At 59.9% G+C, this 21,235-nt stretch carries 17 protein-coding genes; 7 read left to right on the forward strand and 10 right to left on the reverse strand.

Translation table 11 applies throughout. From position 1 onward, the window contains the following. The 4 genes from MB84_RS26530 to tnpB all read right to left on the reverse strand — a co-directional run bounded on the left by MB84_RS26530 (nucleotide 1) and on the right by tnpB (nucleotide 5,363). Nucleotides 1–447: a hypothetical protein gene (locus tag MB84_RS26530; RefSeq protein WP_052653865.1), complete on the reverse strand. Its 447-nt coding sequence runs from the start codon at nucleotides 445–447 to the stop codon at nucleotides 1–3. Between the two features lie 423 nt (nucleotides 448–870). Then, a complete protein-coding gene (locus MB84_RS30300) occupies nucleotides 871–3,096 on the reverse strand; it encodes a hypothetical protein (protein WP_157123050.1) in 2,226 nt (741 codons plus the stop codon). A 276-nt stretch (nucleotides 3,097–3,372) separates the two neighbouring features. After that, a complete protein-coding gene (gene tnpC, locus MB84_RS26550; RefSeq protein WP_052653871.1) occupies nucleotides 3,373–4,959 on the reverse strand; it encodes an IS66 family transposase in 1,587 nt (528 codons plus the stop codon). 56 nt (nucleotides 4,960–5,015) lie between these two features. Then, nucleotides 5,016–5,363: an IS66 family insertion sequence element accessory protein TnpB gene (tnpB, locus tag MB84_RS26555; RefSeq protein ID WP_052653874.1), complete on the reverse strand. Its 348-nt coding sequence runs from the start codon at nucleotides 5,361–5,363 to the stop codon at nucleotides 5,016–5,018. On the opposite strand from tnpB, the gene MB84_RS31290 reads away from it, so the two are divergent. Next, the gene (locus MB84_RS31290) at nucleotides 5,348–5,653 is read left to right on the forward strand and encodes a hypothetical protein (RefSeq protein ID WP_169835070.1); all 306 of its coding nucleotides are present in this window, start codon (nucleotides 5,348–5,350) and stop codon (nucleotides 5,651–5,653) included. The genes tnpB and MB84_RS31290 overlap by 16 nt on opposite strands. Here the strand turns inward: MB84_RS31290 and MB84_RS31645 are convergent. From MB84_RS31645 to MB84_RS26575, 5 genes are all read right to left on the reverse strand, one after another. Further along, a complete protein-coding gene (locus tag MB84_RS31645) occupies nucleotides 5,591–5,776 on the reverse strand; it encodes a transposase (RefSeq protein ID WP_084010133.1) in 186 nt (61 codons plus the stop codon). The genes MB84_RS31290 and MB84_RS31645 overlap by 63 nt on opposite strands. Before the next feature lie 323 nt (nucleotides 5,777–6,099). Then, entirely contained in the window at nucleotides 6,100–7,803 is a 1,704-nt protein-coding gene (ureC, locus tag MB84_RS26560; RefSeq protein WP_052653877.1) for an urease subunit alpha, read from the reverse strand. Between the two features lie 8 nt (nucleotides 7,804–7,811). Beyond that, nucleotides 7,812–8,117, reverse strand: a complete 306-nt coding sequence (locus tag MB84_RS26565; RefSeq protein WP_052653880.1) for an urease subunit beta — start codon at nucleotides 8,115–8,117, stop codon at nucleotides 7,812–7,814. Between the two features lie 17 nt (nucleotides 8,118–8,134). Beyond that, nucleotides 8,135–8,437, reverse strand: a complete 303-nt coding sequence (locus tag MB84_RS26570; protein ID WP_052653883.1) for an urease subunit gamma — start codon at nucleotides 8,435–8,437, stop codon at nucleotides 8,135–8,137. A 21-nt stretch (nucleotides 8,438–8,458) separates the two neighbouring features. Beyond that, the gene (locus MB84_RS26575; protein ID WP_245725600.1) at nucleotides 8,459–9,286 is read right to left on the reverse strand and encodes an urease accessory protein UreD; all 828 of its coding nucleotides are present in this window, start codon (nucleotides 9,284–9,286) and stop codon (nucleotides 8,459–8,461) included. A 208-nt stretch (nucleotides 9,287–9,494) separates the two neighbouring features. Here MB84_RS26575 and MB84_RS29495 point away from each other — a divergent pair, with 208 nt between their 5' ends. Genes MB84_RS29495 through MB84_RS26595 form a run of 4 tightly spaced genes read left to right on the forward strand, consistent with a single transcriptional unit; the run spans nucleotide 9,495 to nucleotide 13,558 of the window. After that, the gene (locus tag MB84_RS29495) at nucleotides 9,495–10,067 is read left to right on the forward strand and encodes an urease accessory protein UreE (protein ID WP_084010134.1); all 573 of its coding nucleotides are present in this window, start codon (nucleotides 9,495–9,497) and stop codon (nucleotides 10,065–10,067) included. Nucleotides 10,068–10,113: 46 nt separating this feature from the next. Then, nucleotides 10,114–10,731 carry an urease accessory protein UreG gene (gene ureG / locus MB84_RS26585; protein WP_052653889.1) on the forward strand — a complete coding sequence of 206 codons (618 nt, stop codon included), beginning with the start codon at nucleotides 10,114–10,116 and terminating at the stop codon, nucleotides 10,729–10,731. Further along, on the forward strand, nucleotides 10,721–11,692 hold the full coding sequence (cobS, locus tag MB84_RS26590; RefSeq protein WP_157123055.1) for a cobaltochelatase subunit CobS: 972 nt from the start codon (nucleotides 10,721–10,723) through the stop codon (nucleotides 11,690–11,692). The genes ureG and cobS overlap by 11 nt, the downstream gene beginning before the upstream one ends. A gap of 9 nt (nucleotides 11,693–11,701) precedes the next feature. Next, complete coding sequence (locus MB84_RS26595; RefSeq protein WP_052653895.1) at nucleotides 11,702–13,558, forward strand: cobaltochelatase CobT-related protein; 1,857 nt, start codon at nucleotides 11,702–11,704, stop codon at nucleotides 13,556–13,558. A gap of 477 nt (nucleotides 13,559–14,035) precedes the next feature. On the opposite strand, the gene MB84_RS26600 is transcribed toward MB84_RS26595, so the two are convergent. Then, nucleotides 14,036–15,916, reverse strand: coding sequence for a hypothetical protein (locus MB84_RS26600; RefSeq protein ID WP_157123057.1), 1,881 nt, complete (start codon nucleotides 15,914–15,916; stop codon nucleotides 14,036–14,038). 1,448 nt (nucleotides 15,917–17,364) lie between these two features. Here MB84_RS26600 and MB84_RS26610 point away from each other — a divergent pair. Continuing rightward, nucleotides 17,365–18,294 (forward strand): hypothetical protein, encoded by a 930-nt coding sequence (locus tag MB84_RS26610; RefSeq protein WP_052653904.1) that lies wholly within the window; start codon nucleotides 17,365–17,367, stop codon nucleotides 18,292–18,294. Between the two features lie 766 nt (nucleotides 18,295–19,060). Next, nucleotides 19,061–21,001, forward strand: a complete 1,941-nt coding sequence (locus MB84_RS26615) for a soluble NSF attachment family protein (RefSeq protein WP_169835087.1) — start codon at nucleotides 19,061–19,063, stop codon at nucleotides 20,999–21,001. Nucleotides 21,002–21,235: the final 234 nt, after the last annotated feature.

A 21,235-nucleotide genomic window follows, 5' to 3' on the forward strand; every position in this document is an offset into this window, starting at 1 on the left:
CTACGGTACACATCGAGTGCTTACGCAGCAACTTCCTGACACCGCCAGGATCGAACCCATTCGATAACCGCCAAGCACCGGCGCGTCAACAACCCGATCTACGGTACACATCGAGTGCTTACGAAGCAGGTCGGGATCGTTCGCGTTCTCCATCGTGCCGCGATGGAAGAGCGCGGTATTCACGGGGTCGGCCTCCAGTCGGAAGGTCCCCGGGCGCGGCACTTGCACGCACGCGATCGGCTTGGCGTGACCGGGGGCATGGATGGACGACTCCACCCTGTCGTCGTCGAGGATCGCGCATTTGAAGTGGGCTTGGTCTTGCTCGGAGACCAGGTCGCGCAACAGCACGAAGCTGTGCACCAGGGTGTGCGCGTCCGCGCCGTGCATCAGGCGGTGCAGCGCCCGCTTGGCCTCCAGCCTTTGCGCGCCATAGAACCAGTCCACCACACGAGCGTCGACGAAAAATGCACCGAAACCCGCGTGGTTACTAGAGCCCCCCCAAAAAAACTGCCGTTTTTGGCGACGAAGTGTCGAACTCGGGAGGCCAGCCTGATGCGCGCATTGGACCTCAAGAAACCGACCGAAACCGACCGAAACCGAGCAGCTGACCCTGCCGTAGTGGCAAACGCAAAGTCTCTGGCCATAAAAATCAACCGCTTACGATGTTAACTGTCGAACTCGGGAACTCCCCGCGAACGTAACAGTGCCCTGCGAACGGCTCCCCAGGACGTTCATCGATTGGATGCCCGCCCCTCGAAACCGGAGAGCCTACCTGACGACCACTATTGCGGCGAAACGATTTTTCGAGGGGCTTATTTACAGTTAAGTCAATTTTTGAACGCCCCCGCTCTCAATGGAAAGTGTCTATTTTTAAAAATTTAAACTAGGCTTAATATAAATATCACTTGAAGATAAAATACTGACCATCTCTTTAATTTTCTTTTCCCCCAATTTAGCAACAGTTTTGTCTGTTTTGCCGTTGTGATAAAACACCTTGCTCGCACAATAAGCGAGTGTATTATCAAAAAATAAATTTTTATTATTTTTAATGGAATTCAAATCAAAAAGCACCCTGTATTCTTTTTTGCCCCCCAGCAATCGCATTTCGTATGTATTGTCTTCCGCAATTTTGATAATTCCTTGCACTTTATATTTTCCTTTTAAGAACGTCTTCAACTGGATATTCTCCATAAGAGAATTATACTCTGAGTCTGAGAGCTCCTTAGATAAGTCATCAAGAATCTCTTGTGGGAAAAGTATATAAGCGTTTGCCTGAATTGAGCTTGAGTAACTAATAATCGGGTTTCGTCTATCTTCCGTTTTCCATAAGCGACCTATCGCTGCATCCCCCTTCTCCAGGTACAATCCCCCGCCGGAATATGTTAGTTTTTTCAAATCATCCCTGTAGGCGTCAGGGTGCATCATTTGCGCTGCATCTTTGACTTTTATTTTATGTTTTTTAGACGATAAATTTTCAACTTTTATAATATTCGCACCCTTTATTTTTTGCTTTGAGGAACCTGTGGATGGCGCCGACAAAACAGCGTCGTAATCGTGAGATTTTTTCTCCAAAGAAGAACCGGAAATGGTGGCATGACCCATATTTTCCGCCATTGATTTGCTTTCTTCTTTTGGAATGGATTCCGCGTTTTCGGAGGCAAGTTGAGATGTTAAAATTTCCCCATCATCTAATAATGCCTTATCGGCCAAATGACTATCATTAATTTGGTCCAATAGCTTATACATCAACTTCGATACTGTCATCTCCAATGAATAAATATGTTCAGGCAAAATAAAATCAATGTTCACAATGGTACGATTCTCCCGAGAGGCTACGTTCTCTTGATCATCATTTACATCTTCCGAACCATTATTTTCGCTTGCCAAAGCATTATTTTGGCTCAACAAAAATTCCTCCCATGCGACAACTGCATTTTCATGAATTTTTCCGTTTATTAAGGAAAGAAAAGAATCCTCATCAATTTTAAGATCTGGATTTACCGCACCGTTGATTGATTGATTTTTTACATCAAACATTATTGATATATTTTTTTCTAAAAATTCCTTTAGACGGAATAAATACGCCTTATTAGCCCGGTTTAATAAAATTTCATCTTTTTGATGCCAATAAGTTTCTTCAAAATAATAATCGCAATACTTGATCATAATTTCTATGGCGAGTTTCAGGTTCTTTGTTATTGATTCAGCTGAATCCCCCTGCTGCAAGCAGTGCGAAAAAACATAAATCCAGACCATGATTTCTTTATTAATGGTTATTTTATTTTTTTCAAAGTATGCCTGAAGTTTATGCTCATCAAACGCCAGCGGCAGAATTTTATATTCAAATCTTTTCACGCGAATTTCGTCGGTTACACTATCCTCTTTATCTGCAGGGGAGGAGAAAAGATCACCATACGCACGCAGTCGAGAATATATTTTTTCCGGGGCGCTTCCGGTGGGGTACTGACGAACCATTTCCGAAAAATAGTGGTCAATCTCAAATTTGAACGCCGTTTTTAAAAATGATGCTGTAGCTGTTTTTATCTTTTTCGAATGAGGCTCCATTCTTTTGCGTATACTATCGTCTATATATTGCTCGTCCATCCGTTTGCCAAGAATTGCTACCATATCGGATGATTTGTCTAAAGGATATTTGCCGCTTATGTTTCCCAACTCAAATAGGCTTTTAACAAAAACAAACAAATCGACAACATCAATGGAAAATAAAAATTCATCAGGGGCCTCAAGAATTAGGTGGGTTATGCCGCCAAATTCTGTAAGTAAATCGCATCTTCTTTTCGTTTTTTCTGCATAAGCCTCCATTATTTCCATTGCATGCCCATATGTTTCAATGCATGCAGATATGTTTGTTTTTTCTTGCTCGGTCAAGCCTTCTTTGTTGCTGAGCTTGTTGATTATTATTTTTTTTAATTCTTGACAAGCTTTCATTCCGGATTCATATGCTGCCTGCTTGTCTGGATCAATAATACAATCAAAATCTTTTGCGGATAACTTGCTATTTTTAACCAGATTTAGACCATCGTAATTATTGTAATTAGGGTAAAGAATTTCACTGCCGGATATTGTTTTTCTCATACAATTCTCTTTTTGAGAAATATAGATTTCGTTGAAAAAATTCGCTGTGATAAAAATATTTGATTTGCACTTATTTCATATTGACCCATTAAAAAATCATGTTTTAAAATCAATTGGTAAGGCGATTCGGTTAACTTCCCTAAGATGACGAATGGGCAAGTTGCCATCAGATGCAGAGTGGCGCGGGTTCTCTCACATCGGCTGCATACGTGAGAGGCAACGTAAGCGCTCGATCAGTACCGTAGTACGAGTCGTTGACGCGGCAGTGATAGCCGGTTATCGGATCGGCTCGATCTTTGCGGTGTCGGGCAGTTGCTGCGCCACGTTCCATGGCAGCAACTCGGCGATCCGATTGACCGGGTGATCAGCAATGCGCTCGAGCACGTAGGCGAGATAGGCTTCGGGGTTGATGCCGTTCAAGCGCGCCGTACCGATCAGGCTGTGCATCGCTGCAGCACGCTCACCGCCCGAGTCGGCGCCGGCAAACAGGTAATTGCGGCGGCCGATCGCCACGCCGCGCAGCGCACGCTCGGCAATCAGGTTATCGATCTCCGCCTGCCCGTCCTCGCAGTAATAGGCGAGCGCGGGCCGGCGGTTCAGGGAGTACTGAATCGCGCGGGTGGTGTCGGACTTCGCAGAGCGTGTTGGCAGCACGGATTCGTACCACCGCCCTAACGCTTCGAGCCGAGGTACGGCCTGTGCCTGTCGCACTTGTCGTCGCTCGTCCGGTGGTTTGCCCCGGATTTCGGCTTCTCTGCGATATAGCTCGCCGATGCGGTGCAGCGCTTCTTCTGTAATGGCGTTGGGGCGTACCGCATGCAGGTCGTCGATCTTGCGTCGCGCGTGCGCCATGCACGCCGCTTCGCGGATGCTGTCGTTTTCATAAAGTGGCGCGTAGCCGGCAAACGCATCGGCTTGCAGCACCCCGCTAAAGCTTGCCAGATGTCGCTGTGGGTGCTCGCCCCGTCGATCCGGCGTGTAGGCAAACCAAACGGCAGGTGCCTCATGGGAGCCGAACGGCCGGTCATCACGCACGTACACCCAGAGCCAGCCAGTCTTGGTGCCACCTCGCCCGGCCTCTAACACCGGCAGCGGCGTATCGCCGCCGTGCACTTTAGTGCCGCCCAGCGCGTAGGCACGCACAGCTTCCACCAGCGGATTTAACAACCCACTCACGCACCCCGGCCAATGCCCCATTTGGCTGGCGTCGAGCGCTACGCCGTCGCGTGCGTAGATCGCCTGCTGGCGGTACAGCGGCTGGTGATCGAGGAATTTGCCGGTAATGATGTGCGCGAGCAGATGGGGGCCAGCCACGCCACGCTCAATCGGGCGACTCGGTGCCGGCTGCTGCACAATCGTGTCGCAGCACGCACAAGCGAGCTTGGGGCGGCGGTGGCGAATCACACGGAAGTGCGCTCGCACGTATTCGAGCTGCTCCGAGACGTCTTCTCCCAGCGGCTTGAGATTACCGCCGCAGGCCGGGCAATCTTCGGCCTCGGGTAGGTAGACGCGCTCTTCACGCGCAAGGTGCTCCGGCAGCGCCTGGCGCTCGGATCGGACTTTTACTTGGGACTTAATCGGCGTGGCCGCCTCGGTGGCACCTTCGTCGGTCTGCAGGTCTTCCAGGCGCAGCTCGAGTTGCTCGAACTGGCGTGCGAGCTTCTCGGACTTGCGTCCAAACTGCATGCGCTTGAGTTTGTCGATGAGCAGCTTCAAGTGCGCAATTTCTTGCTCGCGCGATGTGAGGCGCTCCTGCAGCGCGGCCGGTTGCGCTTGCTGCCGATGCAAAACCTCGTCACGTGCAAACACCAATGCCTTGAGGGCATCGATGTCGTCGGGCAGATTGGCGTGCGAGGAGGTCATCGCACAAAGGTAGCCGCTCGCACGCTGAGAATCTATCGGAAACCGCCCAAAATGCGTTATCTCGCACTACGCGGCCTGGCCGCATCGACGGGCTCACGCCAGTCAAAGCCTTCGAGAAGAAGCGAGAGTTGGGCCGTGGTGAGCGCCACGACACCACCCTGGGCGCGCGGCCACGCGAATCGCCCCTTCTCGAGCCGCTTGGCCAGCAGGCAAAGTCCGCCGTCGCTCCAGTACAACGCTTTGAGCAAATCACCGCGCCGGCCACGAAACAGAAAGACGTGCCCCGAGAACGGGTCCTTTTGCAGCACCGACTCGACCTTGGCCGCCAGACCGTTGAAGCCACAGCGCCTGTCGGTCACACCCGCGGCGATCCACACACGCGTATTTGATGGCACGCCGATCACCGAAATGCCTCCAACACCGTGCGGAGCACCTGCGCATCAACAGGACCGGAAATCTTGACCGTCGCCTGACCGATCCGTACTCCGATCGTGCCCGGATCCCGCCGCACTTCAGCAGCGATGGGGGCGAATATGGGGGCGAGCGCGCGCCCTGCATGCTCGAGAGCGGCGCGATCGCTGACGAGCGTGACCGGCAGCAATGGTGCGGGTTCGATGGCAAGCTGCGCCCGCTACTTGCGCCGCCATTTGAACAGCATATTGGCGTTGATGCCGTGCTCGCGCGCAAGCTTTGAAATCGATACCCCGGGCTCGCACGCCGCCGCTGCCAGGCGCCGGCGAAACGCCACATCGTAGTTCGGACGACCACGCCGTCCATTCCCATGATTCTTTTCTGATTCCAAAGTAGTTCCCGTCACTTAAGTGGCGGGAGCTACTTTCCCAATACTTCATATCGCTCACAAGACGGTATGAATCGAGCGCTTACACAAAGGCGCACGTCAGCACCGGCATGCCGATCCGCTGAAAAAACGGCCATGGACGCCCACGAAGCAGACCACCATCGGCTTTGAGGAGCATGGCAGTCGCGGTGCCGGCGCGCAGCCCAAGCACGCAGTCACGCAGCTCCCGACCGGCATGACAAGGCGGGAGCGTGCCTGAAGGGCGTCAATGCCACGGCGAACCGGTACCGCCCTCGAATTCAAGGGATGCCTGCGCCGCAGACGAAGCGTGTCGAAAACGTCTAGAACAGGAAATATCGCTGCGCCATGGGCAACGACTCCGCGGGCTCGCACGTAATGAGCTTGCCGTCGACGCGAACCTGATAGGTCTGCGGGTCCACTTCAATTTTCGGTGTCAGCCCATTGTGGATCATGTCCTTCTTTCGCAGCGATCGAATGCCCTTCGCGGCAACCAACGTCTTGGTGAGCTTGAGCTTCTCGCCAATGCCATCGTCAAGCGCGGCCCGCGAGACGAAGGTCACGCCTGTGGCGCTAAGCGCGCGTCCCATCACGCCATACATGGGACGGTAATGCACGGGCTGCGGCGTGGATATGGAGGCATTGGGATCGCCCATGGGGGCCATCGCAATCATGCCGCCAATCATCACCAGCTTGGGTTTGACGCCGAAGAAGGCCGGCTTCCACAGGACCAGATCCGCGCGCTTGCCAACCTCAATCGAGCCGATTTCATGCGCGAGTCCATGCGTGAGCGCGGGATTGATGGTGCATTTGGCCAAGTAGCGCTTGACGCGAAAGTTGTCGTTTCGTTCGCTGTCCTCGGGTAGCGGGCCTCGCTGCACTTTCATTTTGTGCGCGGTCTGCCAACAACGTAACGTCGTCTCTCCGATACGACCCATGGCCTGCGAATCCGAAGACATCATGGAAAAAATGCCCATATCGTGAAGCACGTCCTCGGCGGCGATGGTGTCGCGTCGAATCCTCGATTCAGCAAAGGCGACATCCTCCGGAATCCGCGGGCTGAGGTGGTGACACACCATGAGCATATCGAGATGCTCGTCCACCGTATTGACGGTGTAGGGGCGCGTCGGGTTGGTCGATGACGGCAGGATGTTCTCCTCGCCGGCAGCCGTGATGATGTCCGGCGCGTGCCCGCCGCCCGCGCCTTCCGTATGAAAGCTGTGAATCGTACGGCCCTTCATGGCCGTGAAGGTGTCCCCGACAAACCCGCTTTCATTAAGCGTGTCGGTATGGATCGCGACCTGGATGTCTTCCTGCTCGGCCACCGCCAGGCAATTATCGATCGCCGCCGGGGTCGTGCCCCAGTCCTCATGAAGCTTCAAGCCGATCACACCGGCACGAATTTGCTCGCGCAAGGGCTCCGGCCGGCTCGCGTTGCCCTTGCCCAGCAAGCCGATGTTGACCGGCATCACATCGGCCACTTCCAGCATCCGGTGGATGGCCCAGGGCCCGGCTGTCACGGTCGTCGCAAGGGTGCCCACCGTGGGCCCCGTGCCCCCTCCCACCAGCGTCGTGGTGCCCGTCGCCAGCGCTTCATCCGCTTGTTGGGGCGCGATGAAATGGATGTGCGTGTCAATGGTGCCCGGCGTGAGAATCGCGCCTTCCCCGGCAATAACGTCCGTCCCCGGCCCGATGACAATCGTCACGCCTGGCTGAATATCCGGGTTGCCGGCTTTGCCGATGCCGATGATGCGCCCGTCCTTGATGCCCACGTCGGCCTTGATAATGCCCCAGTAGTCCAAAACAATCGCGTTGGTAATGACAACGTCGGCGACATCCTTGGCCATTCGTTGGCTTTGCCCCATCCCGTCCCGGATGACCTTGCCACCGCCGAAGGTCACCTCTTCGCCATAAATGGTGTGGTCGTTTTCGATCTTGATAATCAGTTCGGTATCGGCCAGCCGCACTCGATCGCCGGTGGTCGGGCCATAAAGACTTGCGTAATTCTCGCGCGTGATGGTTGCCATGTGACCCTCTACACTTTGCCCATGATCCTGGCGTTAAAGCCATAGACTTCGCGTGCGCCGTCCAGCGCGACAAGCTCCACATTGCGATCCTGGCCCGGCTCGAAGCGCACGGCGGTACCCGCCGGGATGTTCAGCCGAAATCCTCTTGCACGCTCGCGATCAAACACGAGCGCCGAATTGACCTCGTAGAAGTGAAAGTGCGAGCCGACCTGAATGGGTCGATCGCCCGAATTCTCGACCTGCAGGGTGACGGTTTGTCGCCCCGCATTGAGCTCAATCGTGCCCTCTTCGAGCAAGTATTCCCCTGGGATCACGACGACCTCCGTGCGGCTTACGGAATAGGATTGTGGACGGTGACGAGCTTGGTGCCATCCGCAAAGGTGGCTTCGACCTGGATGTCATGAATCATTTCGGCAACGCCGTCCATGACATCTTCCCGGGTGAGCAGCGTCGCGCCGTAGCACATCAGCTCGGCAACCGTTCGACCCTCGCGCGCGCCCTCCACGACCGCAGATGAAATAAAGGCGATGGCTTCCGGGTAGTTAAGCTTTAAACCGCGAGCGCGGCGCCGCTCCGCAAGCAAGGCGGCGGTAAAGAGAAGCAACTTGTCTTTTTCACGCGGCAACAGGTCCATGAGTCCGCTCTCGTTAAAAAATCAGGTTGACCAAATACGCGGCGCCACGCCGCGCTTTCCCATCGCGCACTCGCGTAAGACTTCCCATGCACGACGAAACAGTGATTTGCCCTCGGACATTCGCGCCCCAAGATAACGGCACACGATGATGCGCTCGAGCTGGCTCACGCTGAAGACGGCGCACGCCCCCTCGCCCAGCGCGCCGCGCACGCGCTCGGCGGCATTTTCAATGGCGGGGCCCGCATACACCATCGTGCCCATGATGGGACGCTCGGCGAGGACAAAAGGTTGCGCCGTGAGCATTCGTGTGCCCGACAGGTTAAGACGTTCGAACCAAATCGGTACATCTTCGCGAACAATTTCCACGCTCTGGCGAAAATTGCCTGTATGAAAGCGCTCGCCCGCAGCGGGGCGGCCCAGACTAACGAGATCCCAGCCAATATAAATTGAATCGGCCGCCAGCGAAACTTTTGTTTTCATGGAGGCATGCGCGCCGCTAAAAACTATCGTCTCCTGCGGTAAATACTCACAGATCGCGCCGGCCCCCACGTCGATGTGCACGTGCTGCTCACTCAAGTTTTCGTCGCTGCGATAAAACTTGGCGGCGCCGGGGGTCGTGAGCAGCGTCCGAGCCGTTGAAGCCAAATGACAATGGATGGACAACCGATCACCGCCCGCAATGCCCCCGGGCGGGTGTAGCAGATAGACATGCGCCGCCCCGTCGGCTTCCGGATAGAACGGCTGCTGAATGGCCAGCGGGCCCGTATGCCGGCGCCGTATGAGTCGTGTCTTGCTTCGATCATTCTCAAACCACAAGTCCAGCTTTGCGCACCAACGGTTCGCCACCACGCATGCCCCCTTCGCCAAAGGACCGACAGCTCGCCCGGGTTTTGGTATAACCTACAGGCGCCGCATCCATCCAAAAGAGATTAAGTCGCTTGGCGCCAGCATACAGGGAATGTGGCACTTCTAACGAAACTTCCGCCTCGAAACCCTGCAGGTCGAGTGCCTGCGTCGCCGTACGATGTCGAACCCACTTACGAAATCGGAGTGATGCATGCTGAGGGTGATTGCTGTCAAGCGTAATCGCAGTGCGGGCGATCAAGGAGGCGCCGCATCGCGCGGCACCTTATTCATGGCACATGATGAGCGCCACCTGCGCCGACGTGTCCTGAGGCTCGCCGATGGCACTAAAATCCTCTTCGATCAACCCGCGTCGATCGTGCTCGCCTGCGGTGACCAATTGCTGCTCGACGACGATACGTGCGTCGCTATCCGGGCGCTCGACGAGGCGCTCTACAGCGTCACCCCGCGAGATACGCTGCATCTTGTCGAGCTGGCCTGGCACATCGGCAATCGTCACTTGGCCGCGGCGATCCAAGCTGAGCGAATTCTGATACTCCGCGACCACGTCATCAAGGCCATGCTCGAAGGGCTGGGCGCGACGGTCGCCGATATCATGGCGCCCTTCCATCCGGTTCAAGGGGCCTACAGCGAGCGTGGCGGCGGCGAGAGCGGGGACGGCCACGGGCATACCCGTCGCCACGCGCATTCGCACGCGCATGGCCACAGCCCCGATGACGCGAGCACCGCGCACGGGCACGACGCTCACGGGCACGATCATGCCTAAGCGTCTCGGCCTGCAAATTTCACCCTGAAAAGCGAGGAGAATTGCCGTGTCTCAGAACGGGCCATTACGCGTGGGCATTGGCGGCCCGGTGGGGTCGGGCAAGACCACGTTGACAGAGAAGCTTTGCCGCGCCTTGCGCGATCGCTACTCCGTGGCGGTGATCACCAACGATATTTATACGAAAGAAGACGCGATGATTCTCGCGCGTCGGCAGGCACTTTCCGAAGACCGGATCATGGCGGTTGAAACCGGCGGCTGTCCGCATACCGCGATTCGCGAGGACGCCTCCATCAATCTCCAGGCCATCGCGGAGATGCGCCGGAAATTCCCGGATCTCGACATCGTCTTTGTCGAATCGGGGGGCGACAACCTCGCGGCGACATTCTCGCCCGCCCTGGCCGACCTCACCCTCTACGTAATCGCCGTTTGCCAAGGCGAAGAGATTCCACGAAAAGGGGGGCCCGGCATTACCAAGTCGGATTTCCTCGTGATTAACAAGCGTGACCTCGCCCCCTACGTCGATGTGAACCTGGACGTCATGGAAAAAGACGCGGCGAGAATGCGAGGCGACCGACCGTTTGGCTTTACCGATTTGCCCCGGGGAAAGGGGCTGGATGTGATCGTCAACTTTATTGTGGAAAATGGCGGACTCGATGCTCGATGACCTCTTGCCGGATACCACCCTGTCGGTCGCCGAGGCCTTTGGCTTTGAGACCGAGATGGTCGTGCCGGCCTATTCGGAGGCCAACGCCGGCGTGCCCGACATTGATCCGGACTATCTCTTTGACCGGCAGACCACCCTGGCGATTCTGGCCGGTTTTGTCTACGACCGCCGGGTGTTGGTGTCCGGCTCTCACGGGACCGGCAAGTCAACGCACATCGAGCAGATCGCCGCGCGGCTCAAATGGCCGTGCACACGCGTCAATCTCGACAGTCAAGTGAGTCGCGCCGATCTTATCGGCAAGGACGCCATCGTGATTCAGGACGGCTTGCAGGTCACAGAATTTCGCGACGGCATCCTTCCCTGGGCGTATCAACGCAACGTCGCTCTGGTCTTTGATGAGTACGACGCCGCGCGGCCCGACGTGATGTTCGTCATTCAACGTGTGCTGGAGGCTTGCGGACGTCTCACGCTGCTCGACCAGCGACGTATCCTGGCGCCGCATCCGGCGTTTCGCCTATTCGGCACCGCCAACACGATCGGTCTCGGTGACACCGCAGGCATCTATCACGGGACCCAACAGATCAATCACGCGCAGATGGACCGATGGTCTATCGTCACCACCTTGGATTACCTGCCCCATGAGCGTGAGGTGGATATCGTGCGCGCCAAGGCAAAGCACTATCACGACCCGGTGGACGCCCCCACCGTTGGACGCATGGTACGCGTGGCAGACCTGACGCGCGCCGCCTTCAAGAACGGCGACATCTCCACGGTCATGAGTCCGCGCACCGTGATCATGTGGGCGGAGAATGCCGGCATATTCGGCGACGTCGGGTTTGCGTTCCGCGTCACGTTTCTGAACAAATGCGACGAGCCGGAGCGCGGCGTGGTGGCGGAGTTTTTTCAGCGCGTCTTCGGTGAAGAGTTGCCGGAATCCGCCGTCCATGCGGTGCTGAGCTAGGCGGGCACCATGGCCGGCGAAGCGCCGATCGATCGGCTCAAGCGCGTCACTGCCGCGTGCACACGGGCCATCGCGGGCGACAGCGCGCTTGACGTCGTGTTCTCAAACCTCCCCTCCGAGTTGACCGACACGCGCGCGCGCCTGCCGGCATGCCCCCCGAGCGCTCCCGTCGCCTGCATCGGTGTCGTGCGCGGCGCCGGCGACGCGGCCGCCCTGCAACACGCCTGGCATGACCCGCGCCTTCATCAAAAAAAGTCCCCCCCGGGACCGCGGGCCCGCGCCATCTTCGACGCCGTGGAGCGGGCACGTTTCGAGGCCATCGGCGCGCGCAGTATGCGCGGGGTGGGCGAGAACCTCACCGCCCGGCTGGCGCATCGGCTCGATCGAGCACACCCGGGGGGCGTGCGAGATATTCATGATGCGCCGCTCGACGAGGCTGTGGCACTGTTGGTGCGCGGCAGGCTCACCGGACTTGCGCCCCCGAAAAGTGGCGAGCGCATCGTCGAACTGTGGCGCGACCGGGTGGAGGCACGCGGCGGGCGCCACCTCGATTGCCTGCCGCCGCACATTCACGACCAAGAGGCCTTCGCCGACGGGGTCCTGCAGTTTTTGGCGGCCATCGGGGATGACCCGCGTTCGCGCGACACACCGCAGTCAACCGACGCTTGCGCGGACGACGACAGCGACGACGACCACGACGTCGCACGACCTGAGGACGATGTGACACGGACGGAGCCGGGCGAAACCCCCGGGCATGAGCGCGATAAAAACAACGGCGCGCGGCCGACCTGCCGTGCGAGTCCGCCTACGCGCAACGATCTCAGCCTCGCCGCCCCCCCTGCGACAAACGTCGCCGGCGTTCGCGCCGGTGCCGCGAGAAGGGAGACCGACTACCGGATTTTCAGCACGCAGTACGACACCGTCCTGCGCGCCGAGGATTTTTGTGCCCCCGACGAACTCGAGCGGCTGCGTGCCGTTCTCGACAAGCGCCTGGGCGCGACACAGCGCGTCGCGGGCCGGCTCGCGCATCGCTTGCAGCGCCAGCTGATGGCCTTACAAAATAATGGTTGGGACGTTGCGCAGGATGAGGGCGTGCTCGATACCGCCCGCCTTTCCGAGCTCATCGTCAATCCCCTGCGGTCACCGCCCTTTAAGCAAGCGCGCATCAGCCGCTTTCGCGATACGGTCGTGACGCTGCTCATCGATAATTCGGGCTCCATGCATGGCAGGCCCATCGCCATTGCCGCCATCTGCGCCGATGTCCTGTCACGCACACTTGAGCGATGTGGCGTGCGCGTCGAGATCCTTGGCTTTACCTCGCGCGATTGGGGCGGCGGGCAAGCGCGTCAAGCATGGTTAAAGGCCGGCAGTCCCGCGCAGCCGGGCCGACTGAACGACGTGTGCCACATCATTTACAAGTCCGCCGAGCAGCCGTGGCGCAAAGCCAGACGCAATCTCGGCGTCATGATGTCCGAGACGTTACTGAAGGAAAACATCGATGGCGAAGCGCTCTTATGGGCGCACCAACGCCTGATGCTCAGGCCCGAACAGCGCAAGATTCTCATGATGGTGTCCGATGGTGCGCCCGCCGATGATTCCACACAAAGCGTAAATTCCGACGGCTATCTGGAACGCCATTTGCAAGACGTCATTGGCGCTATCCAGGCGCACTCGCCGGTTGAACTGCTGGCCATCGGTATCGGCCACGACGTGACACGTCACTACCGTCGCGCGGTCTGCCTCTCGGACGCCGACGATTTGGCGCACGCCATGACGGATCAACTGGCCAAGCTGTTTAGCGCGGACGAGCGCACCCGACGGCCCGCCTCTGCGCTCATGTGTGGGCCCGCGAAGGCTAACCCCTGAACAGGTTTTCAGTGCGTGCGTCCAGAGGCGGCTGCGTTGGCCGTCCTTCGGGAGAACTATTCGGACTTTGGGCCGACGCCGGCGTGTGAGAAGCGGCGCGAGATGCACGCTCTGCCGCTCACCCAAGGGACGGTCCGTCAGTTGATGATCGCCGGTGGACTCCGGCCGCCACGAGCGCAGCGCCCGCCGAAGTTTTATCAACCCCGCAAGCGCCGCGCGGGCGTGGGCGAGCCCGTCCGGATCGATGGCCGTGACCCTCGGCGGTGTGAGGATCGAGCGCCGGCGGGTGCGGCATGGGTCGGCGTCGACCACGCGACCCGTCGGAACATGGCGCCGCGCCCGGGGCCGTCCGAATCGACCACTCGTTCCTTGAGTCGCACGCGCAGGATGTGCGCAGCATCGTTATTTCGTTCTCGGACACCTCGCCTGGCCGCGGGGGCGTGACAATGGCGACCGTCGGCGCGATGGCATACCGCGTCACACCGGCGACGGGTCAAGCGGTGGCGTTACCGGAACGTTAAGCTCGAAGGTTGCGTAGTACCAGGCATTGACCAAGGTGGGCTCCTCGTTATCCTCCACGCGCCAAAACGAAACGGAGGCCATCTTCGCTTCATGAAACCGGTCCTTTGCTAAGGTGCTGCGGCCGAATCGAATTTCGCCGCGCTCACCGAGCGTATTGACCGACGAGCAAAACTTGATAAAAGCTTGACCTGCAACATTCGGCCGTGCGGGGTTTCTGATGAAGATGGAGATTTGGCGCGTCTCATCGTGTCCGTTCAAAAACTGAGGACCGCCGTCGCCCTGAATGACGACGTGCTGCGATGCTTTCTCTGCGTAGGCGAGCGTTGTGAGCACTTGAAAGGCCCCCCCCGGATCATCCCGAAACGCCTCCTCAATCCGCTTGATGACCGCCTTGACCAAGCGTTTTTTCACCTGCATTATCTGCTCGGGCTCACTCAGCCCCGATAGGTCGTGCGCACGCGCCAACGCGTCAACGCGCCGCCTTAGTTCCGGCAGCTCGGCCGCCGGCGCCAATCCCTCGGCCGTTTGCGCCCGCTCCAGGCGGCATAACAACTGGGCATACTCGAGCAACGCCGCGTCATGTCGCGCCAGGATGTTCTCGGCGCCCAGCGTGATGAAATCATGGTTCGTCATGCTGTACCGAAACAGATCGCCCCCGAGCGCGTCCTCGAGGTCTTTTAACAGCGTCGCCTGCGCTTCGGCAGCGAGAGCCGCCCGCGTGAGGTACTCGCCGGCATAGCGATTGGTATGCGACGCAAGCGCAAAGCGACCCCCGCCACGAAGATCATCCCCCACGGTCAGTTTTTTCGCCGCTAGCAAAAGGCTCGCATGCCGATCGGCTTTCGCGTTCCCGTTCGCTATATAGGCTTTAAATTGTAACTCGTCATCGAGGAGATAATCGCCGCGCATGACCTGATCGTCAACGCTTCGATATTCCGCCACGCCGTTGTTCCACCAGCCGTAGTCTTGCGCTGCGCACACGAGTAAGGCCGATCGATCGAAATCCTCATCCAAGTACGTCAGTTCGAGCTGCCCCGGGCGCGTCACGGCTTTCACATCGGCGAGATTTTCCGCATTGCCCACGACCACCTCAATGCCCCGCTTGCCAAGCAGGCCGGCGAGCCGCGAAAATACCTGTGTCAGACATCCCCAGAAACCATTCGGCGCCCTCGGCACCTTGAAATGCCGAGCCGCGGAGGTGACCCTCTCGTCGGAGCCGAGCAGAACGTCGCGCTCAAGTGCGCCGCTCAGACGCACCGCCGCATTGGTCACCTGGGCGTGGAGCCGCCACGTATCGCCATAACCCAGGTAACTGCGCTCGGTCCATATCTTCGTCCCCAGGTCCACGACCTGCGTCAGGGTCTCACCGCCCTTGGCCTTGTAGGTCGTGGTCTTGTGAAAGCAAACCTCGGTGCCCCGGACGCTGACGTCAAGCACTTGCTGATACACAATTTGCTCGACATTGGGGACGCTCAATAGGCGGTCCACATTCAAGAACTCCTCGCATGCCAACTGGCTCGCGATCACAAAAGCCTGTACGTGGGCGATGTTTCCCGGCACGCCCGCGTCCACGAAGGCCGCGCTGATGGTCGCGGTGACCTGCTCAAGAAGTTCGCTGCCGGTGCGAGGCGGCGTGTTAAGCGCGCCGGCGCCGTGCGCCGCGTCCGTCCACACCTCATTCACGCGCAGCCGGATCGGGGCGGCCGTAGCGCCGAGCGAGGAAAAAAAATGGCGGTCTATTCCCTCACAAACGCCGGCGTGGCTTAATTCGTTAAATGAGACTTGATGATTTAGTGCCCGGTCCAAAGCTCCCGTGGGCAGCCAAGGGCGGCTCACTCTCATGATCGATTGCGGCGTGTGACTGCGTCTCTCGGAGCGGCGTGAGGGAGCCGCGGATGATTGGCATCATGCGTCCTCTCATCATGCCGCCGAAATGCGCTTTTTAAAGGGCCTCAAGAATGCGGTTTTTGGACAGATTTTGCAACCCTGATTTCGCCGATGTCGCTGATTACGTCGTTCGGCGAACGTGAGCACAATCCGCCGGACTCCGAACATGCACGCCCTCCGTTGGCGCAGCGCTCAATTCACGAGGGCGCGAACGTCATGATTGCCCCGATTCGCGAGCTTGCGCGCACGCTGGCCTGCCGGTCACGCGTCGGGCCAAGCCGACAGCACTTCGCACGCCAACGCCAACGCCATGCGCGGCGCGCAGGCGCTTATCGTCGGCCGCTCGCGGTGCGCTTTGCTGCATGGCGTGCATGCGCCAACGTGACGCCAATGCCCTCTCCGGCTTTTCGCGCTCCGACGAACGCATGCAGGGGCGTCGCCGCATCGCGGCAAGTTGCCCCCTCAGCCGACGATCGTTGGCCCAGTCCCCCCATTCCAAGGTTGCCCGTTCGACCGGCCCGCCGATGACGCCCCGGGCCAATGGGACGGATCCCTTCCGCCGTGGACACGCCGTGGTTCGTTTCAGCCACGGCGTCATCGCAGGCGTGGCCGCGGCTGCTCAGTGACGGCTGCCCACTGACGGCTGTCTACTGACGGCTGTCCACTGACGGCGCCCCACCCGCCTGGTCCCGCCAAGCCGTTGAACGGCCGGGGTCGACGCATGCACAGGCACCGAATCGGGGACGGCCTCGGACGCTACCCCACAGCGCGTCCCCGCTCAGACGGCCGTGCTCCCCGCCCCGTGGCGACAGACAGACCATCGCGCGTCAGCGACGCCCGGGCGGCGATTGCGCCAGGCGTTTGCGATGCGTTCCCGATCGAGGGGGCGCCACACCACGCGCGCCGCCTTCGCCCGATGGAGACCACGGGCCCGCTCGCGCGACTGTGCGCGACTGTGCGCGATGATCTGCGCCCGGTGGGGTTTCGCCGTTCGCGCCCACGCGTGTTCCTTGCCGCGCCGCGCGCGTGTGCCATTGCCCCGCGCGTCGCGGGGACGCACGCCGTGCGGTTCGGGCGGGGACACCCGCGGCACGCGCCGTGTCGGACACCGAGATTCAGGTGTTTACCGGACGTCGGCCCGGGCGAGAACCGCCACAATGAACGCAAGACCTTGAGCGCAAGCGATTCGGCGCGGCCTCGCCGTGCACAGTGAAGCCGCTTTTTTTCAGGCGGAGCGCGCGTGAACGCGCCGCCCGAGGGCGGCCCCGGTATGCGCCGCACAAAGCGCGCCGCGCTTGCGCGACGCAAACGGCGCCATGTCGTCATCGGGCGAGATGCGCGGTGATTGCGCGCGGTGTCACCCGTCACCTTTGTTTGGATAACCAGGAGTCCCCGCCATGGCCGATGGACCGCACTTCGCCACCCTACGTAGCAACCGCCCGTTACTTCCCTTCGAGCGCCACATCACGGCGAAGGATTACGCTGCGATCCGAAACAACGACGCAAAAACGATCGCGTCCCTCACGAGCACGCTGTCGATCATCGGCGACTGGGTCTGCGGCACCGACAAGGTGAAGGCCGTGCGACTCGCGGTCATGATCGCGAATGAGGAGAACGATCCCCTCGTCAGGCTGGAGAGCGCGGCGGCACTCGAGCGCTTGGCGACCCCTGCCTACAAGCAGAATTTCGCATTCGAGAGGCGCCCGGACGGGCAAGTGGCCGTCCGTATCACCGGCCCGGACAAGAAGGTGTGGGCATTTGAAGCACCGGTCCCAAGCCGCCTCGACACGCTGACGACGACCATCTTCGGCACGGAGCCCACGCAGCCCGTGCGGCCCGACGCATGGCGGGCGCGCGCGAAAGACGATCCGGCTCTGACGGAAGCGCTGGCTCATGAAGGGCTGCCGGAAGCGCTCAAGCTCCGGTCGCAGCCGTTCCTACCGCCCACGATTGAATTCGAGCTTCTCGGGGGCCAGCCCCCTCATATGAAGACTTGCTACGCCGAGATGCTGCACACGTTGGGCCGGTACGAGACGTTCTGCGCCCTCCGAGAACCCCTCGACGAGCAGCGTCGACAGCAGGTGGAGGACGGCGTGCAGCACTTGAGCGAGACCGGTTTGTTGCCCTTCGAGGGCGGCACCGGCTCGCCCCCGCCGACTATCGACGACCGCATCTTTGCGCCCTACCTGTCGGTGCGGGAGATGGGTCCCAACGCTTGGCTGGTCGACCTTAAGTTCGAGGCGACGAACCACAACTCACCCTATAGCCGCTACGAGGCAACGGTGCTCCTCTCCGGCGACAAGATGGCCTTTCTTTTCACGGGTTGAGGCGCGTCGTGCGGGCCGTGTGTTCGAGGTTCTTTCGAGGCTCTTTCGAGTTTCTTTCGCGGTCCATGCCGCGCGTGCCCGAGCGCGGCTCAGCCTCCCCGTTACCCGGTTCGGTGGCGATAACGACGTGGCGCCCAAGCGAGGCCCGGGGCCCGTCGGTTATGACGCGACCTGTCCCCGACATGGCTTGGCCGGGCACGCCGGGCGGCCCTTGGGAGCCAGCCGTTGGCGCGCGCGAATCATGGGGTTGGGCTCGAGGCCGCGCACGACGAGGCGGGCACAACGGCAACGCTGCACCCTGCGTCCTCTGTCATCGGCCCGGGTCACCGGCGACAGATCGTCGCGTGGCCCGCCACCACGCGTCGCTCGGCCATCGGCGTCTTCCGATCTCGCAAGCTCCGCGAATGGGCGACGTACCCGAGCACGCACTGCCACCTAAGCCCCAACGGGCAGTGCAACCGCTTCAGGACCTTGGCGCTGCCGACCGAGAAGGGCTTGCTCGGCGGCGTGGCCACGCGCTTCACCGACGGGGTTCCCGGTGCCCGGGACCGTGGCGTCGACCTGCCTGCCCCTATGGCGACGGCTCGCTTAAACGCACCGGCGTCCACGATTGCCGGGGCGGTGCAGTGCGTGTGCACTGGGGGAAAACGAACAACGTGGTTGGGTCATCAGACACGTCTTCTTGGCGAGTATTCTCGCCTAAATGGGGGGCCGGGGAGATGAGACCAGGACGGCGTCCCCCAATGCCGGCTTAAGGAGCTATCTCATGGTTGACAGTCCCGCTCGCTTATTTCGCCGCTACGCCCAATGGCTCCCCTGCGTGTCTGAGCCACGTCGCCGGTACACCGAAGGGGCGCTAAACGCCGTTGACTTCAGTCGTCCGGCATCGATTCAGGCTGCCCTTCGCGATATCACCCAAATGGGACGGGTGGATCGCTTCTTCGACCGTGCGCTTCATGGCAAAAGTAAAGCCGCGAGTTTGCTCGCCTTCGGCATCTTGGCGCTTTACAAGCATGCCGACGCACAGGGCGAAGACGCGGTGAAGCATCTGACGGACTTTATTCATGAGAATTTTAAGCTACGCCCGCAGCACGGTAGTCCGATAAGCCGTGAAGACACTCAGATAAGCCGCGAAAGGGTCGTGATGATGCTGAGGGAATGTCTCACGGAGACGGCGAAAGCCGACCTGCTACAAACCACGGAATACGGCACCGGCCTTAACGAGTTTTCAATCTTCCTTGCCGCTCAAGACCGGTGTTCCATGGCCGCGCAGGTGGCCTTCGCACAAGGGGAGGTGTACCACTATCGCGGTGAGGCCCAGCGCGCCATCACCGCCTACCGGCAGGCCGCACAAGCCTTCGACGCGGCCGCCAAAGCCTATGAGGACGCCGGTGTTGATCAGAGCGAACTGGCCGCACAAGCTTACAAGCAGGCCGGGGACGCCTATCTGAAGGTCGCGCAAGCCTACACGCAAGAGGGGCGGCACGACCTGGCGGCACAAATCCTCATGAGTGCCGCGCAAGCTTACGTGACGGGTGGCCACGCCCTTAAAGCGGAACAAGCCTACAAGCAGGCCGGGGACGCCTACTTGAAGGTCGCGCAAAGCCACACCCAAGAGGGGCGGCACGATCTGGCGGCACACGCCTGTCGTGATGCCGCGACCGCCTATGTGAAGGGGCATCGGCGCGATCTCGCCAAACACGCTTACGGGCAGGCCGGGGTGGCCTACGCGAAGGTCGCGGCAGCCGCCCAGGCCGACGCGAAAGCTTACCAGGACGTTCGCCGGCGCGCGCAGGCCAAAATCGCCTGCGAGACGGCGGCAAAAGCCTTCTGGGAGGCCGCACTCGCCTTCAGCGAGGACGGACAGTATGATCTGGCGATCGTCAACTTCAGCCAGGCGGCAGAACTTTATACGACGCTCGATCAGCAGACGCCGGCCGCAGACGCTTATGCGATGCTCGCGGACGCCCTCACGCTCACGGCTGAACGGCAACCTCGCAAGGCGGCCGCGGAATTCCACAAGCAGGCCGTAAAAGCCCTCGAACAGGCCGTGAAAGCCTATACGGCGGCTACGTTGCATAAGCTGGCCGGAGACGCTTATGGGCGGATCGCCAACGCCCTCAGACACACGAGTGATCCGCCGCCATACGCGCAGATCGCAGAAGCTTACAAGCAGGCCGCGAAAGCCTATACGGCGGCTCAGCGGTACGATCTGGCTGCCGAAGCCTATGAGGAGGCCGCGGAAGCCTTTGCGCAGATTGCACAGCGCGAACTTGCCGCAAAAGCCTACTGGAAGGCCGCACGCGCCTACCTGGAGGCCGCAAAAACCGACGCGCCGGCGCGCTATAAAGAGATGGCCGCTTTCGCCTATCGGTTGGCCGCAAAATACTACACGCCAGCAAGGCTTGATCTGGCTGCACGCGCCTATTGGGAGGCCGCGGAAATTTTCACGGAGCTGCGGATGTGGCTCCGTGCAGCACAAGCCTACGCGCAGGTCGGTGAGCATGACAAGGCCGCTCACGCCTACCTGCGGGCGGGCCTACCCCAGGAGGCCGAAGGCGCCTACGCGATGCTCGCACACGCCCTCATGAATGCGGGTCGGTACACGGAAGCCGTCGGCGCCTTTATGAAGGCCGGGCTGAATGAGCACGCCGAAGAAGCCCAGACGCTGGCAGAGCGTGAGCGCGGATTTGTCAGCAGGGGCTGATTATCGAGACTCCACCCGTCTATTCCGTGGGCGGGTACGTCGGACACGGCTGCGGCGCGGGCCGAACCGCTCGCGTCGGCCGGCGTGTGCGGCCAGGCCGCGTCGCTCTTGTCGAAAGGGCTCGGACGGGGGCAGACCTTGGTTGCGCGCCGCCCGGACATGAGGCCGATCGCGACCCGACGCGGGAGAAACCGACGACCGTCGGATTTAGGTCAGATTTAGTCCGAGCGATCA

Source organism: Pandoraea oxalativorans, assembly GCF_000972785.3.
In the GTDB taxonomy this organism is placed as follows: domain Bacteria; phylum Pseudomonadota; class Gammaproteobacteria; order Burkholderiales; family Burkholderiaceae; genus Pandoraea; species Pandoraea oxalativorans.